Annotated in this window: 19 protein-coding genes; 10 read left to right on the forward strand and 9 right to left on the reverse strand. The window is 48.6% G+C overall.

The genetic code is table 11. The annotated features are described in order from the left end of the window. The first annotated feature begins 69 nt into the window (after window positions 1–69). Window positions 70–1,938 (forward strand): methyl-accepting chemotaxis protein, encoded by a 1,869-nt coding sequence (locus I3X05_RS18730; protein WP_045570432.1) that lies wholly within the window; start codon window positions 70–72, stop codon window positions 1,936–1,938. Window positions 1,939–1,987: 49 nt separating this feature from the next. On the opposite strand, the gene I3X05_RS18735 is transcribed toward I3X05_RS18730, so the two are convergent. The 3 genes from I3X05_RS18735 to ppiC all read right to left on the reverse strand — a co-directional run bounded on the left by I3X05_RS18735 (window position 1,988) and on the right by ppiC (window position 4,781). Next, entirely contained in the window at window positions 1,988–3,340 is a 1,353-nt protein-coding gene (locus I3X05_RS18735; RefSeq protein WP_045570433.1) for an alpha-amylase family glycosyl hydrolase, read from the reverse strand. Window positions 3,341–3,846: 506 nt separating this feature from the next. Beyond that, window positions 3,847–4,446, reverse strand: coding sequence for a glutathione S-transferase family protein (locus tag I3X05_RS18740; protein ID WP_337971410.1), 600 nt, complete (start codon window positions 4,444–4,446; stop codon window positions 3,847–3,849). A gap of 56 nt (window positions 4,447–4,502) precedes the next feature. After that, on the reverse strand, window positions 4,503–4,781 hold the full coding sequence (gene ppiC / locus I3X05_RS18745) for a peptidylprolyl isomerase PpiC (protein WP_045570435.1): 279 nt from the start codon (window positions 4,779–4,781) through the stop codon (window positions 4,503–4,505). Between the two features lie 169 nt (window positions 4,782–4,950). Here ppiC and I3X05_RS18750 point away from each other — a divergent pair, with 169 nt between their 5' ends. Beyond that, window positions 4,951–5,865 (forward strand): chemotaxis protein, encoded by a 915-nt coding sequence (locus I3X05_RS18750; protein ID WP_045570436.1) that lies wholly within the window; start codon window positions 4,951–4,953, stop codon window positions 5,863–5,865. Between the two features lie 51 nt (window positions 5,866–5,916). Here I3X05_RS18750 and I3X05_RS18755 read toward each other — a convergent pair whose 3' ends face one another. The 4 genes from I3X05_RS18755 to hutW form a co-directional block, all read right to left on the reverse strand. Beyond that, window positions 5,917–6,459: an ATP:cob(I)alamin adenosyltransferase gene (locus I3X05_RS18755; RefSeq protein WP_045570437.1), complete on the reverse strand. Its 543-nt coding sequence runs from the start codon at window positions 6,457–6,459 to the stop codon at window positions 5,917–5,919. A 79-nt stretch (window positions 6,460–6,538) separates the two neighbouring features. Next, window positions 6,539–7,069 carry a heme utilization protein HutZ gene (hutZ, locus tag I3X05_RS18760; protein ID WP_039434577.1) on the reverse strand — a complete coding sequence of 177 codons (531 nt, stop codon included), beginning with the start codon at window positions 7,067–7,069 and terminating at the stop codon, window positions 6,539–6,541. 24 nt (window positions 7,070–7,093) lie between these two features. After that, window positions 7,094–7,597, reverse strand: a complete 504-nt coding sequence (gene hutX, locus I3X05_RS18765) for a heme utilization cystosolic carrier protein HutX (protein WP_193167586.1) — start codon at window positions 7,595–7,597, stop codon at window positions 7,094–7,096. A 45-nt stretch (window positions 7,598–7,642) separates the two neighbouring features. Then, complete coding sequence (gene hutW / locus I3X05_RS18770; RefSeq protein WP_193186741.1) at window positions 7,643–9,016, reverse strand: heme anaerobic degradation radical SAM methyltransferase ChuW/HutW; 1,374 nt, start codon at window positions 9,014–9,016, stop codon at window positions 7,643–7,645. Window positions 9,017–9,168: 152 nt separating this feature from the next. On the opposite strand from hutW, the gene I3X05_RS18775 reads away from it, so the two are divergent. Genes I3X05_RS18775 through I3X05_RS18800 form a run of 6 tightly spaced genes read left to right on the forward strand, consistent with a single transcriptional unit; the run spans window position 9,169 to window position 13,721 of the window. Then, window positions 9,169–9,930 carry an energy transducer TonB gene (locus I3X05_RS18775; protein ID WP_337971411.1) on the forward strand — a complete coding sequence of 254 codons (762 nt, stop codon included), beginning with the start codon at window positions 9,169–9,171 and terminating at the stop codon, window positions 9,928–9,930. A 2-nt stretch (window positions 9,931–9,932) separates the two neighbouring features. After that, window positions 9,933–10,619, forward strand: coding sequence for a MotA/TolQ/ExbB proton channel family protein (locus I3X05_RS18780; protein WP_193186738.1), 687 nt, complete (start codon window positions 9,933–9,935; stop codon window positions 10,617–10,619). After that, window positions 10,616–11,029 carry an ExbD/TolR family protein gene (locus I3X05_RS18785; RefSeq protein ID WP_193186735.1) on the forward strand — a complete coding sequence of 138 codons (414 nt, stop codon included), beginning with the start codon at window positions 10,616–10,618 and terminating at the stop codon, window positions 11,027–11,029. Before I3X05_RS18780 ends, I3X05_RS18785 begins: the two co-directional genes overlap by 4 nt. A 12-nt stretch (window positions 11,030–11,041) precedes the next feature. Continuing rightward, the gene (locus I3X05_RS18790) at window positions 11,042–11,899 is read left to right on the forward strand and encodes a heme/hemin ABC transporter substrate-binding protein (protein ID WP_193157752.1); all 858 of its coding nucleotides are present in this window, start codon (window positions 11,042–11,044) and stop codon (window positions 11,897–11,899) included. 8 nt (window positions 11,900–11,907) lie between these two features. Next, complete coding sequence (locus tag I3X05_RS18795) at window positions 11,908–12,939, forward strand: FecCD family ABC transporter permease (protein WP_193157751.1); 1,032 nt, start codon at window positions 11,908–11,910, stop codon at window positions 12,937–12,939. After that, window positions 12,936–13,721, forward strand: coding sequence for a heme ABC transporter ATP-binding protein (locus I3X05_RS18800; protein WP_045570444.1), 786 nt, complete (start codon window positions 12,936–12,938; stop codon window positions 13,719–13,721). The genes I3X05_RS18795 and I3X05_RS18800 overlap by 4 nt, the downstream gene beginning before the upstream one ends. A 53-nt stretch (window positions 13,722–13,774) precedes the next feature. On the opposite strand, the gene I3X05_RS18805 is transcribed toward I3X05_RS18800, so the two are convergent. Continuing rightward, a complete protein-coding gene (locus I3X05_RS18805) occupies window positions 13,775–14,233 on the reverse strand; it encodes a TetR/AcrR family transcriptional regulator (RefSeq protein ID WP_039427962.1) in 459 nt (152 codons plus the stop codon). Window positions 14,234–14,722: 489 nt separating this feature from the next. Here I3X05_RS18805 and I3X05_RS18810 point away from each other — a divergent pair, with 489 nt between their 5' ends. Beyond that, on the forward strand, window positions 14,723–15,022 hold the full coding sequence (locus tag I3X05_RS18810) for a YfcZ/YiiS family protein (protein WP_039427963.1): 300 nt from the start codon (window positions 14,723–14,725) through the stop codon (window positions 15,020–15,022). Between the two features lie 203 nt (window positions 15,023–15,225). Then, window positions 15,226–15,825: a hypothetical protein gene (locus I3X05_RS18815; RefSeq protein WP_045570445.1), complete on the forward strand. Its 600-nt coding sequence runs from the start codon at window positions 15,226–15,228 to the stop codon at window positions 15,823–15,825. A 91-nt stretch (window positions 15,826–15,916) separates the two neighbouring features. Here the strand turns inward: I3X05_RS18815 and I3X05_RS18820 are convergent, their stop codons facing one another. Next, window positions 15,917–17,038: a 1-acyl-sn-glycerol-3-phosphate acyltransferase gene (locus tag I3X05_RS18820; protein ID WP_193157750.1), complete on the reverse strand. Its 1,122-nt coding sequence runs from the start codon at window positions 17,036–17,038 to the stop codon at window positions 15,917–15,919. Window positions 17,039–17,267: the final 229 nt, after the last annotated feature.

Consider the following 17,267-nt stretch of genomic DNA (forward strand, 5'->3'; position numbering starts at 1 on the left):
GATGAACGGTACTTTCTTAACTATAAAATTATAAGTAGTTGGTTACTTAACCAAACTGAGGGACACAGGATGAAATTTAGCCATAAAATTGTTGCAGCCTCTTCGCTACTGCTGCTCGTTACTGTTTCTTTGCTAACGGCAAAGCAATATTTTACTGTTCAGGACGAACTGACCAAACAAGTAGAAGCCAGTGTCACTGAAATTGTCGATGGGGTCCGAAATACCGTCGCAGCTGAAATAAACGGCAGAAAAGCCATCGCCGCCTACTCAACCAGTATGATGGAAACCGACCTCTCACCTAAACATATCTCAGACGTCATTACTCGCCCAGTGGTTAAAAATACCTTCCTACTCGCTGGCTTGGGCTTCGAAAAAGACGGCTCGAATATTAATAACGATCCGAACTGGAACCCGGGGCCGACTTGGGATCCTCGAGTTCGCCCTTGGTATAAAGATGCGAAGAATGCCGGAAAACTGATTATTACTGCCCCGTATGCTGACTCGGCAACGAATGAAATTCTTGTCTCCATCGCGACGCCTGTGCGCGATAACGGCAAGTTTATTGGCGCAATCTTCTACGATGTAAGTTTGGCGGGGTTGGCCGAATTAGTAAACCAAGTAAAACTGTTTGATGCGGGTTACGTCTTCATCGTGGCAAAAGATGGCACCACCATCGCTCACCCAGAGACAAAGAAAAACGGCAAACCGATGTCGGAATACATGCCAAACGTGCAAATTACCGACAAACCGCAGAAAGTCGAGTTGAATGGTACTTCTTATACTCTTGATTTTTCTGCCGTTCCTGGGGAAGACTGGTATGTAGGCGTGGTACTCGATGAGAGTATTGCTTACCAATCGATAAGCCAGTTACGTAACAGCTCCATCATCTATACCTTGATTGCGCTGATTATCAGTATCGCGATTCTGCTGGTGCTGATCCGCTCTTTGATGCGTCCACTTGATGATCTCAACACGGCGATTCAGGATGTTGCCTCTGGCGATGGAGACTTAACTCAGCGCCTAGATACCAATACAGACCAAGAATTCTCGAAACTGGCCAGTGGTTTTAATGCCTTTACGGGCAATTTGCAGCAGCTCATTAAGCAGTCTAAAGCGATTGGTGCTGAAATCCTGCATGGGTCAGAAAACACCTCTGTGGGTCTTCAAGAGTCTGCGGCAGCGATGCAAGAGCAGTTACGTGAGCTGGAACAACTTGCCACCGCGATGCATGAGATGGCGACAACCGCTTCCGACGTTGCCTCTAACGCCCAAGGTGCGGCTTCTGCAGCGAAAGATGCCGATGACGCCACTGTCGATGGCACCGCCATTGTCAACGACACGACTCAAGCGATTGATGAGCTCTCAACTCGCATTGACGAAGCGGTCACAGAGGTACAAGTGCTCGAATCGGCCACGTCGAACATCGAAACCATTCTAAAAGTGATCAATGACATCGCCGATCAAACCAATTTGCTGGCTCTAAACGCGGCGATTGAAGCGGCACGTGCGGGCGAATCTGGACGTGGGTTTGCTGTGGTTGCAGATGAAGTGCGCACGCTAGCGCAGCGTACTCAAGAATCAACCACCGAAATCCGCAGCATGATTGAGAAGCTGCAAAGCAGCGCGAACTCGGTTGCAAGCGCCATGAACCAAAGTAAGGACACAGCGATCAACGCCGTTGCAAGGGCACAAGAAGCCAACAGCGCACTTGAACGCATTCGTGGTGCCATTCAGCAAATTAGTGATATGAATATTCAAATTGCTTCAGCCGCTGAAGAGCAAAGCTTAGTTGCCGAAGAGATCAACAACAACACGGTGAAGATCAAAGATCTCTCCGTACAGGTATCTGAGTTGGCAGAGAGCGCTAACATTGCGATGCAAGTTCAGGTAGAAAACGTCCGTGAACAAGACGCAATCTTGAACAAATTCATCGTTTAACGCATTTACTAACCATAAAAGACGGCGAAGCTTAAGCTTCGCCGTTTTCCTACCACATCATCAAGCTGGTTTTCGCGTCAATGGTGAAATCAACTCGACCTTTACTTGAACTGTAACGTTTTCCAGTCAGCACATCCGTTAAAGACGTGCTGCTAGGGATAGAAACCGACTGTTTGCGAGTCGACTTATTGATCACCACAAAGCCTTCTTTACCACGTCGGAACAGTAGCATGTCGTCATTGCCCTCCAACACCTCCATTTCTTCACCATGGAATCGGTTGTGAAATGCAATCATCTTCGCCATTTTGGGATCGCGCCACGCTTTAAGCCAGCGCGGTTCTCCTGACGCATTTTTCATTCCACTGGTGTCGAGATCGGTATAAACCAGCGGGCTACCGCCATCACGGCTAAGAATATAAGCATAAGCGAGCCATTCGGATGTCTCATCCATCACCAAACTGGCAAACACATCGTTATTGGGAATATCGTGGGTAACCACAAAGGTAATCGCCCTGCGTTTAGAGAGCGCTTGCCCAAAACAATATGGATCGATCAGGCTTTTGAAACTGCCCTTTTCTGAGAAAGCCTTAAATAGAGTGCTAAAGAGCGGAAAATCGTACGCCCCCAAGCGGGTTTCTTGCAAATAGGGTTGCAAGAAAAGCTCATACTCTTCCTGAGTCGCCCCACCATCGGTAATGATCTCACCAAAGATATGCATCCCTTCAGTAATCTCATCCGTCCAAACTTGTTTGATGTGCTCCAAGGTCATGTGCTTGGCCGCATCAATGCGAAAACCTTTCACACCAAGTTTTTTCAACGCGCGCAGGTAGTTACGCTGCTGCTCAATCACATGCTCATGCACGCGCAATGTCGGCAGACCCGGATCGCTTGGACCACCCGAAATCCGCCCGTTTTGCACCTGCCATTTATCTTTCCAATCTTTGATACCGAACGCTTCAACAAAATCATTCTCGGTGAATAGCGGCTCAGAAAGATCGCCAAACAAGCGTTGCTTTTCAAAGTACTCGGGGTTGCTGATGTACTCTTCCAGCACAGATTTGGCCGGATAGTTCAAGTCGCTGCGTTGCTTGGCTTCGTTGGCCATGTGGTTAAAAACGACATCGGCGTAAACGCGAACGCCAACCGTCTCAAGAGCTTGAACCATGCTGCGGAAATCTTGTGTGTTGCCGAGAAAGTTGTCGATAACACGATAATCTTGTGGCTGATACCGTTGCCACCATTTTGCGGATTTGGCGCTACGCAGCGGTGGTGATACCAGCACCGAGGCATAGCCCATTTGATTGATCTTTTCTGCTTGAGCGCCAATCTCATCATAGCGCCAGTCGAAAGCGTGCAAAATCACGTTGCCTTTTCGTTTTTGCTCGTTGTTTAAGCAAGCCATTTTCACTCTCCTTTCACGTTACACCTTGCGAAGCAGCGTATCGCCATATCGCTTCGGTGCGCCTGAAGAAAATTATAGAGCGAACTGGCTATTCGCCATCCACCTAGGGAATGTACAAACGGGAGGAAACCCAGGGCGTAGAAATCGGCCAAGTGGCCAACTTTCATCCTTCCTAGAGTCATAAAGAAATGAGACCGCCTCGACGAAACGATCCTATCCAACTGTTTTAAAACAATAAAAAAGAATAAACACGCTTCTTTTGGGAAAGAAAATCTGACGATAAGTATTTGAAATTAGGCTTGAGATAAAAATTACACTGAGATGAATCACATCAAATTTGTGAACTTAATCCAAGTAAATTATCAAACCAAGCTATTACTGACCGTGATTCATTGCGCCGATAAGCGTTGATATTTGTAGGTGATCGCTTTGGGTAGTCTGCGTTCGATGCTCAATCGTGTCGCAAATGCCGTGCACTCTTAACGCTTGGTTATAGGAAGTAGCGCCTAAGGGTGTGGCTCTGACTCCGCGATCTTCTTATCTGCTCTTAAGTGCAGCAGATGATTGCGGTAAAACTCGTCCTCAACACAACCATGTTGCCGCGCTTTTTTGTAGATTGACGCGACAAAAATGTCCGCCAGCGAGAAATGATGACCAACGGCATAGCCTGAATCACAACACAGAGTCGCACGCAATGTATCAAGGCAACGCATAATCCACTGACCACGCAAGACCCGCTTTTCTCTCTCGCCCAGCTCAGGACGCCAAAACGTCAGCACGGTTCTGTTTTGCGGTGAATGAATACTGGAATTAACGTACTCACATACCCGTCGGACATGGGCTCTTTCGCTGCGCGTTTGCCCGAGCAAAGGCCAATGGTCGCCACTTTCTTCAAGGTACTCAATAATGGCCATGGACTCTGAAAAGATCTCGCCATCCACCGACAATGCGGGCACGTAGCCAAAAGGGTTGATATTGAGATAGCTGCCAGTGAGCGCTTCGCTGCTCACTTCTATCCGCCGATAGGCGATTTGCTTGTAATTAAGCACCCATTCCACTCGCTCCGAACTGTTGGAGCCTTTCGCACTGTAGAGAATAACGTCCATATTTCGTCCTAAAACGCTCTGTTCAACAGGAGCTGACTAGCTAAACCTGCCGCTGATCATGTCCGATACAACACCTTCACCACATGCCAGCCAAATTTGGTTTTTACCAGATGTGGGGTGAGCACTTCGCCGCTAAAACACACTTTATCAAATTGAGGGACCATCTGGCCGCGTTTAAACTCACCCAAATCACCACCGCGTTTACCGGATGGGCAAAGGGAATGTTTTTTGGCGAGTAGGTGAAATTTCGCCCCTTTTTTCAGTTGCGCGATGATCTCTTCCGCTTGTTCTTTATGTTTCACCAAAATGTGTAACGCCGCTGCTGTTTGGGCCATGAAATTCCCCTCAAAATGTCAAAGTGCGCAAGTTTACCTGAAGTCATCAATCGGATCATTAATTGCCGTTGAGATAGCTCTATCGCACTTTCGTCGTCGATATCCCTTGAAGGTGAGCCATTATGCAGTAAGATTGACAGTAAAAAATAACGTAAAGCAAGGTAACAGTATGGCAAAAGCCCCTAGTAAGGCAAATCAATCGCAGGGAATGCTGGTGTTTAAGCTGACACTAAAGCAAAATTTCGCTATTGGTACGCTCAAAGTTCGGGAGATCGTGCCATATTTGCCCACCACGCAAATCCCTTATTCACACCGCCACGTCATCGGCACTGTGACGATTCGTAACCTGACCGTTCCTGTCATCGATATGTCGGCGGCGATTGGTTTTCGCCCGATTGATAAGTCGGAATACAAAAATAGCTATTTGATCGTCACAGACTGCTTGCGCACTGTCGTGGCCTTTATGGTGCGTTCGATTGAGAAAATCATCGATTGCGACTGGCGCTCCATCGAGACGCCACCCGCCAGTGCTGGACACAATGTGTTTGTCACCGGTATCACCCGTTACAACAATGAAATTGTGCAGATGTTGGACGTCGAACTGCTACTGTCAAAAATTTACCCGCAGTATGAAAATACTAAGATTCCAATGCTCACCGACATTGAACGCGAACGACTCAAAGCATTAAGCATCTTGCTGGTGGATGACTCGTCGATTGCCCGTAAGCAATTAAGCGATGCGTTGGACAGCATCAATATCTCTTACCAAATCTGCAAAAACGGTGCGGACGCACTGGCCTTAATGCGCAGCGAAGCAGAACGAGGTCGTCCGGTTGATTTACTGGTCAGCGACATTGAAATGCCGGGATTAGATGGCTACGAACTGGCGTTCGAAGTACAAAACGATCCGGCGCTTAATCGCTCCTATCGTATTTTGCACACCTCGCTATCGAGTGAAATTTGTGTCGATCGCGCCCATCAAGTTGGCGCGCATGAGGCACTGGAAAAATTCAACGCAGGTGAACTGGTAGAGGCCATGCTGCGCGGTGCGCGAACGCTTGAAAAATCCAAAGAGGCGGTGTAATCCGCCTCATCTTTCCTTTACTTACTTTCATTATTCCTTTACTTACTTTCATTACTTTTTTTTCGGCATCGGATAGCTTTTGCTAACAAACTCCGTTTCTTCCACTTGGTTGATCTGGTTCGTGTACGAGGCAAGCGCATACATCACATTGGCCAGCAAATTGCCATAGCGAAACAGGATTGGTGCAGGCGACTTCAGGCCACTGTGTTCAATCGCAACCAAGGCCCTCACTACTTTTTTCGCCTGACAGCGGCAAAGGTGCAATTGCGACGACACAGGGTGACCACCCGGCAGCACAAATCCAGCAAAACCACCGGACAACGCTTCACGCAGCGCGTCATAGTCGGCGGTCAATGCCTCAACATCCTCTTCGCCGATCGCTAACTTGCCACGCACTGAACCGTTAAGATGATAAATGTTCGCTTGCAGTCGGCTCAGCACCTCTCGCACCAGAGGATCGAGCGGCTGCATGCTCAGGACGAGCCCAACTCGGCAGCAAAGTTCATCTGCGGCAATTTCAAAATCACACACAGCACTCTCTTCATAAATAAACGGATAGCAGAGCTCTGCCATGACTTTACTGACGGGTTTCACAACGTATCTCCAGCCGATAAAAAAGGGAGTCAGTATAACCTAACTCCCTTAAACTCATTAATATTTGCCAGCGTCGAGCTTAGCCATTAGAGATCTGGCGGTGCCCTTCTTGCAAATGAACAAAATCGACCAAATCTTCGCCAGACACTTGATACGCTTGACCAAAGCCTTTGACAAACAAACCCCGTTCAGCTTTTAAATTGAACAAGACAAAATCTTCCAGTTGGCTCAAGCCCGCAACAATTTCACCAAAGCGCTCTTGCATCTGACCAATCACCTGCTGCCAAAGTTGGCTATCGCGCTCCACCACACTGGCGACGGCATCAAACGTCAGGCGTTTACGCGCAAATAGCTGTTTTGCTGAATCTTCATCTTCGATCATCATCAAAGAGACTTGTGGATTCTCTAGGAGATTGCGTGCATGACGTGCGATTTGCGAAATCAGCACAAAGTAACCTTCTTGATTTTGTACAAAAGGCGCGTAGCTGACATTTGGGCGGCCATCTTTATCAACCGTCGCCAGTTGCAAGGTTTGACGCTCTTGGCGGAACTCTTTGATCTCCGGCTCTAAGCGGCCTTGTAGTCGTTCTTGTTTTACCTGCTGATCCATGACTTTCTCCTCACTCTTATTCTATTACTTTGCAAACTCAGCTTGCATGGCTTTAAAACGCTCCACTTGCTGTGGAATCAGCTCACGCTTATCATCACGGCCAAGGTAGATTTTAAAAATGTTTTCCCCGCTCTCGGAGAAAAAGCCGAAATAGTGGCTCTCACGCCCCATAAAAGGCTTGCTCACTAAACCAACCGCTTTAACGTTGTCCAGCTTGAGATGGCCGTGCAGCTCACCTTGACGTCCCATCAGGTTGTAATAGCCTCTGGCTTCTTTTCCTTTGGGAAATGGCGCTTTCACCTCAAATATTGAGCCAAAGGCGTGCACTATCGTCGTCACTGGGCCGAAGTCGACCAGACTTTCCAAGACAGACTGAGCCATTTCACCCGGTAGCATTACCACCATGTCGCTTGGCAAGGCACTGACCACATCCAGCTCTGACACATTAAGGCGTTCGGCCATTGCCCCCGGCAACAAAGTTGGTTCTTGTTGCAACAACTCTGCGACTTTTGCTTGTAGTTCGTTCATTTTGCTTCCAAAAGTTCTTGGTTTATTCAATAAATTGCGCTGTTGTTACAGCGCAATATCGTAAATTTGCTGTTGTTGCTGATACTCAGAGCTTAGTACTTGAATGCAAGCTTGAGCGAGTGTCACCGCCCAAAAGCTACCTGCCAACGTTAACACCAGACTCTGTTCATTCAGATCAACTAAACCTTTTTGCTGCCAAACTTCAAACAGTGGACGCAGATACTCAAACGTGCCCACTCCAGAAAAATCAGCAAGCTGGCAGGCTTGCAGCACACCGCGATCAAAACCCGATTTTAAGGCTGAAAAAATTGGCTCTAAGCGGTGCTGCTTTGTCATCAGCATCAAGGGCAGGCGTTGCTGTCTCATCGCTTCGAGATAGCTATCAAGCTGGCGCTCTTGCATCAAACCATAACCACCAATCGAGCCACCCGCACCACAACCGATTGGCAACACTTCAGCGTAGGTTTTTGCCAAACTGTTGTATAAACTACGCTCACGATTGTCCGTTGCCCAGTGATTAACACTGAGCTGCTTGAGGTGGTGCGCTTGCATAAACTCAACACCCAGTTGATACATAGACGCTTTCTCTGCGGTGGTTGCGGGTGCAGGCAAACGGCCTTTTTCCACTAAGTTGAGCATGGGCGCGCTGCCACCAACGACCAGTTGATACAGATCTAAACCATGCGCACCGGTTGAGATGAAATCCTGCAGATCTTGCTGCAGCACTTGCTCACTTTGATGCGGTAAACCGTAAAGCAGATCAACAATGATGGGCGCTTCATCGTAACCTGCCAGCTCACTAATGCGAGAAAGCACTTGCTCTCTGTCGTCCAAGCGTTTGGCGCTGCGTCTTACTAAAGTATCAAAGCTCTGCACGCCAAAGGAGAAACGGTTAAAACCTCCTTTTAGCGCACTTTGATACATCTCATCGCTAAAACGGTTGATTCGGCCTTCTAAAGTGATTTCGCAGTCAGCCGCCAATGGAAAGCGGCTGCGCAGCAACGTGCCTAGCTGCTCTACCTGTTTCGGCGATAAGTCAGTTGGCGTTCCGCCGCCAACATAGACCGCGTGAAACACGCCGTTTTGTGTCCAAGGCTGTGCCGCTTTGAGTTCAACTTCTGCCATCAAGGCGGCGAAATAGCTATCAACCAACTGACGGCTAGCTGCATTTTGGAAGAAATTACAAAAGGTACAGCGCACGCGACAAAATGGAATGTGCACATAAAGACAACGCTTTTGCTTGGTGCTCTCTTGCTGAGACATCAGCTGCTGGAACGTCGGACTCATTTTGTCCGCTGCTACGGGGCGACTTCCTCCCCCTGCGTGCGCAGCGTGTTTTTGTGCAAATGCAAAGCGCAGTGGATCGGGGGTGTTCGCGCCAAGAATCGATTGATCGTACTTCTCTAAATTAAGCGTCATAGTTACTCGCTTATCACTCACCAGATAAAGCTTGGGAGCCTAACTCTTTAAACTGGGCAAATGATAAAATCAGACAAATGATAATGCAATTGATAATTGATATTATTTGTATTGTAGGTGATAATCTCGCCCAGTTAGCTTGACTGGACAGTATGAACATTGTGAATTTACCTAGATATGTCTTCGCAGGAATGGCGTCTCTCGTGCTGCACGCTGCCATACTTTTTGTTGCAGATGAGCAGCAAGCCTTTGCTGCAACCGCTGGAAATCAATCTTCTCCCGTGGCGGTGAATCTTGTTGCGGTTAAGCCTCAGCCACCAGCAGCGAAAGTCGAGCCGCAACATCCACCCGTCGAAAAAAAACCAGTGGTCGAAGAGGCAAAAAAGCCTCAGCCAGCACCCGTTCAACGAGAAAAAGTGCACAAGCCGGTTAAGAAAGAGGCTATCAAACCGCCAGCAAAAACGCAGCCTATAAAAGCAAAACAAACGCCACCTGTGGCAACGGACAAGGCTGAAACTCAAGCAGAGCAGACAGAAGTACAGCCGAAAGAAGAAAAGCAAACCGTGGCTGAAAATCCACAACCGAGCAGTAAACCGACACCAGCGCAGAGTGCGCAAGGAGCGAGCAGTTTGCCGGTACTGGTCGACAGACCAAGTTATCTCGAAAGGCCCGTGCCACCGAAATACCCTCGTCTTGCACAAAAAAGGGGCATCGAAGGCACCGCGATGATTGAGATTTGGCTCAATGAAAAAGGCGAGCAGATCAAATCGGTGCTGATCGCCTCCAGCGGCGCAGAGATGTTGGATAACGCCGCGTTAAAAGCGACCAAAGCGTGGCGCTTCTCTCCACACGTTGAGAACGGCAGAAGAATGCCTTCTCGCATCAGAGTTCCCGTTCGTTTTTCATTGGATTAACTATGCAACATATACATCAACTACAGAGCCAACTTGGGCTAATGGCTTGGCCGCTAATCATTTGTTCGACCGTGATGGTGATGATCCTTGTCGAGCGATCCATTCAAGTCGTGCTGAGTCTTGGGGTTGGCAAACGTGCCATTCGCCGTGAGTTGCACACTATTTCGCCCACCAATAACCTGCACATTGAACAGTTGGCTGAACGCCTAGCGTCGAAGCGTCCACTGCTTTACAAAGGGGTCGCCATGTTACTGGCGCATCACGCGTTTGCGAAATCCTTGCGAGAAGATGCCGCTGGAATGTGGCTGCAAGAAAAACGCCATCAACTTCACTCTGGCTTACGTTTGCTCACTTTGATCGGCGTGCTTAGCCCTTTAATTGGCCTGCTCGGCACCGTACTGGGGCTGATTGAGATGTTTAAAGGCGTCGCTGCTTCCAGCGGTAATATCACTCCCAACGATCTCGCCGATGGTCTTGGCCTCGCAATGCGCACCACCGCCGCTGGCCTATTGATTGCCCTGCCCGCAATTGCAGGGGCGCAGCTACTTGGGCTTTGGGCAGATAGAGTGATGGCCAAACTGGAGCACACGCTCAACTACGTCAACTTGTGGCTGGAAGGCGTTGCCGTAGAGCACGTTTCTCCACAAGGTCAGCGCACAGCAACCGAACTGACGACGGAGCTGAAATGATCAAAGCGCCGCCACCCGACAACTCGCCTGGCTTGACACCGGATCTCACTCCGCTGCTCGACATCATCTTCATTGTGATGGTGTTTTTGATGCTGACGGCGGCTGTCAAGCTCGATTCCATTGATGTTGACTTGCCAAGCAGCGACTCCAACACCGCCGCACCAGTCGAAAAGCAGTCGTTGACCATCAATATTTTGGCTGAGGAACCGCATTGGGCGATCAATGGCCAACGTTACATCGATTGGGATAACTTTACGCTCGCTTTAATTGAAGAAAGCAAAAACTCAGACAAACCCGTGGTGATTGGCGCAGATAAAACCGCCGACATTCAACATCTGGTGAGGCTGCTCGGATTTCTTCAAGAGAGCGGCATTAAAGCGACACAACTTCTTACCGAACCACCGCAATAAGAGATTTCATCTATGAAAAAGCAACTGACGACCATCGCTGCGAGCATCGCTCTGCTTGGCACAGTGATGGTGAGCCAAACCGCCGCCGCAGAGGAACGCCTAATCAGCGCAGGCAGCGCCGTGACTGAGCTGGTTTTTGCGCTCCACGCTGAGAAAAGTTTAGTCGGCGTCGATGTCACGAGTCATCTACCCGACTCGGTATCACTGCCCCAAATTGGGTATCACCGCAGCCTCTCCGCTGAAGGATTACTGGCTCTAAACCCAACCACCTTAGTCGGCTCCGATGAAATGGGCCCAGCGCCTGTGCTAGCACAGCTTAAATCCACCGGTGTGGATGTTAAAGTGGTCAATACCGACACTAATGTCGACGGCTTGATGCAGCGTATCGACGATATTGCTCTACTGGTTGATCGAACCGCAGAAGCCTCTCAGTTGAAACAGATCGTTACCCAGCAAGTAGCCAAACTCAGCAGTAATCAACCGGCCGAAAGCAGCAAAAAGAAAGTGCTGTTTCTTTTGATCCACGATGGTCGTGCACCCAGCGTGGCTGGCAATGACACTACGCCGGATGCCATCATCAAGCTCGCTGGTGCCATCAACCCCGCTGCAAAACAATTAAACTCATACAAACCGCTGTCAACAGAAGCCATGGTCGAAATGCAGCCCGATGTGATTTTGGTGAGCGGCCGAAGCTACGAAAAATTAGGCGGGCCGGATGCCATCATCAAGATGTTACCGCTGCTTGCAGCAACCCCTGCAGGCATCAACAAACAGATCGTCACCATTGATGGGTCAGCCCTTGTGGGTGGCTTAGGTCTAAAAAGCTTAGCGGAAGCTGAGCGTCTTAATCAGCTTCTCTATACCAACTAGTGATCACCATGTTACGCCGTCTTTCTCTTGCCCAAGTGCTGTGCTTTTTTAGCTTGCTGTTAGTTGCGACCGCCGTCTCTTCAGTGACCGTCGGGCCGATGAACATCAGCGCCAATGACACTTTCCACAGCTTACTTAATTTAGGCGACTTACCAGCGCATATCGACATCGTGATCCGCGAGATCCGCCTGCCACGCACCTTGCTCTGTATGTTGGTCGGCGCGATCCTCGCGTTGTGTGGCGTAGTAATGCAAGGCCTGTTTCGTAACCCATTAGCCGAGCCGGGCATCATCGGTGTTTCGGCCGGTGCGGCGCTCGGCGGCGCCGTGGCAATTGTCGGCCTTTCTCAAGTCAGTCAGCTATATCCGCAACTGATGAACTTGGCGATTTTGCCGCTGTTTAGCTTTCTCGGCGGTGCGGGCGCAACATGGCTTGTCTATCGTATTGGCGCGAGCAAGTTCGGTACGTCAGTCACCATCATGCTACTTGCGGGTGTCGCCATCAGTGCCATTTCTGGCGCGGTAATTGGCTATCTCAATTTTCTCGCCGACGATCAAACCTTGCGCGATCTCTCGTTATGGTCGATGGGATCTCTCGCCGCCTCCAGTTGGTCATCCATCATGCTGGCACTGGTCACTATGCTGATTCTTTATGGTTACTTTGCCCACAAAGCGATGCCACTCAACGCGCTGTTACTCGGAGAGGCCGAAGCGAGACACCTTGGCATTGACGTACAATCACTCAAACGAGGGTTGATCACATTGGCGGCTGTGGGCGTCGGCGTAACGGTCAGCATTTGTGGCGCGGTCGGTTTTATCGGTTTGGTCATCCCTCATCTTGGCCGAATGCTCGCCGGGCCGGACCATCGCAAGCTGATCCCCATTTCGGCGATACTTGGCGCGTTGCTGCTGACAGCTGCCGATATGATTGCACGCATCGCGGTTGCCCCCGCAGAACTGCCTGTGGGCATCGTCACAGCGGCGATTGGCGCTCCTTTCTTCATCTATCTGTTACTGCAACAAAAAGGAAAAATGCTGTGAGTGGACATGTCGTGCTAAGTGGTCGACATCTGGAGGTCAAATTTGGCTCTCGAGTGGTGCTAAACAAAGTCGATGTTGATTTTCGAGCTGGCGAAGTGACCGCATTACTCGGGCCAAATGGCGCAGGCAAAAGTACCTTGCTCAAGCTGCTGTGCCGCGAAATTTCATCGCCGAACAAGATCGAATATTTCGGCAAAGCGGCTTCACAATGGCAGCCCGCCGAACTATCCCGCCATCTCGGTCTTTTGCCGCAGAGCAGCGCACTCACGTTTCCTTTTCTGGCACGTGAAGTGGTCGAACTGGGCGCAATTCCCTTAAGTCTGCCTCAGCATGAAGTCAGCCAACTGGCCCAAGATTACATGCAAAAGACCGATGTATTGCATCTTGCCGAAAGCGTCTACCCTTCGCTATCGGGCGGCGAAAAGCAAAGGCTCCATTTAGCGAGGGTGCTGACACAATTGCACCAAGCGGGCAAAGACAAAATCTTGATGTTGGATGAGCCGACTTCGGCACTCGATCTTGCCCACCAGCACAACACGTTGGCGATTGCACGTCAGCTGGCCAAAGAGGAAAATGCCGCCGTCATCGTGGTCTTGCACGATTTAAACCTCGCTGCACAATATTCGGATCGCTTGGTCATTTTACATCAAGGGAGAATTGCTGTAGACGCTGCGCCATGGCAAGCGTTAACGCCGCAGATAATTGAAAATGTCTATGGCTACAAAGCGCTGATAGCTCAGCACCCGACCCTGGGCTTCCCACTGGTCCATGCTGCGGCATAACGCTTAACCATGAAAATCAAAAAAGCTCCGAAATTCGGAGCTTTTTTGTTCTACTAACTTAGCTGAATCAGTGATTTACCAATCAGCCATTCCAATTCTTTCTCACTGCCTTCACCAAACTGACTGTCCACCATTTTATACAAACGATCGATGCCATTGGCGGCAAAATCATGGGCACGCTCTGCCGCCACGATGTGGTGAAACAGCAGACGGAGGATGGCACGGAATTGGTCATTTTCCAGTGCGGCTATCCAGCTATGAGAAAATTCACCCAGTCCTTTATCGAAATCAAGGTGCTCCACAAACAACTTAAAAATCCGCCCATCCAGTGCCGAGGTAAAGTCCGTTTTCTTTGGAAAATGGTGGCTTATCCCCGTACGTGAAATGCCTGTCTGTTGGCTAAGAGTGGTGTAGGACATTTTGTCGTACCCCAGTCTCAGAAGTTGGTCAACAACCGCATCCATGATTTTCTGGATAGTGATTTCGGTATCTTCTTTACTACGCTTTGGCATATTTTCAGCTCTACTCTTTGTAAATGCATCCTACTCTACGTATGGAGCAGGAATGGTCATCGCGACTAGGGATCACTGCCCTTAGACTGCATACCGAAAATAAAATTACCTACTTTTTATGACGGTACTCTGCAATAAAAGCCAGACACATGCCTAAGAGCAAATCCAAATCACAGAATATGCAACCAAATTAACAACAAATATTGTTATCAAATTGGATTTTCTATCTGCCTGGATAATCTTTTAATAGCGATAGATTATGTAAAATTTATTTATCCCGAGATACTGTAATAAAATTCTCAAAGGTGCAACTAACACGACAGGTTTACTGTACTGCTAAACGGTTAAATCAGTTCAAAAATTGACAAAGATCACGTCATCCATTAACAAAAGCTAAAATGATAAGCAGATTATACTCGCTGCGCTTCATCTGACTGGATAGAAACCGAGTGAGTCCGCTATAATCCCTTTTTTGAGTGAGGATTCGTTATGAGTATTGAGAAAGAAGAAAACGCCGTGTGTGAAGCCTGTGGCTGCGCTGGTGAGATTGGTTTCATTATTAAAGAAGGCGATGACGTTGCCGACGTCACTATTTATGCGAGTTCAAAAGAGTTGCTGGAAGCCGAATTTGCGCGTTATTTAGAATTGGCAAAGTCGGTAAATGAAAACGTTGAATTTAATACCAGCGAACTCAATTCTGAATCGACCGAATTAAAAGCGCGCTTTAAGTTTGAAGTGAGTGCAGAAAAACTGATTTTTGAATTAAAAAGTCGTTCTTTAGCGCGTTAATGCTAATTTGTTTAAATTATATGCAAACGAGTCTCTATGAGGCTCGTTTTTATATCTGGCTATTTATTAAACCAAGTTATTTCCTGACGTAATAAAGAGCAGCCTGGTCAATACATTCTAAACGCCTTGCCGCAACCTTCACCTTTTTCGCCTGAGTAGAGTACACTTATGCCTCGCTACTTATCTCAAACGAGGATGTTGTCGTGACCCGGTCTGTTCTGCTCTCTTGTTTATTGCTCTTGCCCTTGTCTCTTCAAGCGCAAGCCCTCGATCACTATCAGATCCTCAATCATCTGGATAACTACGGGAATTTAGATCTGCGAAACAAACCCTACACCTCGCTGCCAGACGGATTGAAAGTCAAAGGCAATCTCAATATCGGCAAAACAGCGATTAAAGCACTACCACGAGATCTCGATATTCAGGGCAGCTTGGATGCGCGAAACAGCACGCTCACAACCGTCTATGCCGGTACTTCAATAAAAGGCTATGCCAACTTACTCGGCAGCCAAATCAAAAACTGGCCAGCAGGGGTGAAACTTGGCGGTTACCTTAATTTGACCGATACGCCGCTGGAAAAGCTGCCCAACGGCTTGGTCGTTAAGGGCGATCTCAGCGTGATTCGCACGCCATTAACGAGCTTGCCAGAAGGGATCGTGGTAGAGGGGAATCTGTATATCGGCGGATCGGCCTTGAGCGAATTTCCCAATAAAATGACCGTTAAAGGCAACATTTTCCTCGGGGGTAACCGCATATCCAAATGGCCACAAGAGCTCAACCTTGGTGGCGCAGTGGCTCGCTAACACATGCAGTGGCGCGCTAAAACAAATAATGACGTTGATGAGAAAGTAAAAAACAAAAGCCGACCATTTGGCCGACTTTTGTATTAAACGGTTATTTGCAATCCGGTTGTAACTGATTGTTGACCGGGTTAGCGTAGCTCGCCACCAAATAGTCTCTGGCGCCCTCTGGGAGTTGGTGCAATTTTTCGCTTAGCTGACGACGCACTGCTTGCACAATCTCCGCACTTTCTTGGCCAGCGGCCAGACGGTTGATCGGATAGACGTGGTAGTTGGCATGAATTTGACGGTCAATCTCTTGCGCTAATGCTTCTGGCGTTTCAAAAGCACCTTGGATCACATCACCAAAAGCGACATGCACTCGGCCTTTGTAGCCGACAATTCCCTGTATGATGCTTTCAATATCCTCAAACTCACCTTTCTCATAACGGCCGTGCGTCGCTTTCTCGTACAACTCTTTCGCCTTAGCGATGTCGCACGGATCGTTCTCGTATGAGATGGAAACAGGAACAATTTTTAGCGCGCTCATGTAGTCAGCAAAAGCGATTTTTTGCTTACGGCCTTCGACATGAAACATCTTTAAGATAGCGGGATCGGTAAAATCATTGCCATCTTTTGCTCGGCCCTCTTTCTGCGCGATCCAAATCGAGTTACCGCTATCAAGAGAAAACTTGATATAGGAGGAGAGCTGGCCTAGCACTTTCATCATTTCACGTGGCGCTTTGACCGAACGTTTTACGATAAAGCTCTTGTTGAGTTTCATCAGCTCCGTGGCACACGGCTTTTTCAGTAGGTTATCACCTATCGCGATACGTACCGTTTTGTGTCCGTTGGTAAATAGCCCATAGTTGACCAAAGCCGGGTCCATCGCAATATCACGATGGTTGGAGACAAACAGATAGGCACTGTTGCGGTCAAGCTTATCGAGCCCGCTGTAGGTCACCCCGTCGGTGGTGCTCTCTAAAGTATCTTCTAGATAGCGTTTCACCACTAACTGGATGGCTTCAACAGAATCCAGCGTACGCCACTTGCGCTTCAGATAGAGACGCAGAAACGGTTTTACTAGTCCTTTGAACCAAGGACTACGCTGTGGAAAACGATGTTGCAATATCGCACTGATAAATTCATCGTCTTGGATCAGGCGCTCTATTGCCGCAGGGATCTCTTCGTCATTGTAAGGACGAATCTCTGCATAAGGATCGATATGGTCAGTCATTATTCTTTTCGTGTTTTAAAAAAGCTGGCACATTCTACGCATTGTTATTCGCGCACGCAGCTACCTTAGCCATAGTTTGAGGAAGGTCATACCAGTCAAATCACAAATATGACAATTTGTTGTGTTTAGGGTTCCTCAGACACCGCCGAAAACGGCCAATATCTAGGGCAAAAGTTGGCTTTTGCCTTCAGAGACGGTAATCTTGGCGCCCCAAGATTTGAGGTACCTA

The organism is Vibrio navarrensis, from assembly GCF_015767675.1.
In the GTDB taxonomy this organism is placed as follows: Bacteria; Pseudomonadota; Gammaproteobacteria; order Enterobacterales; family Vibrionaceae; genus Vibrio.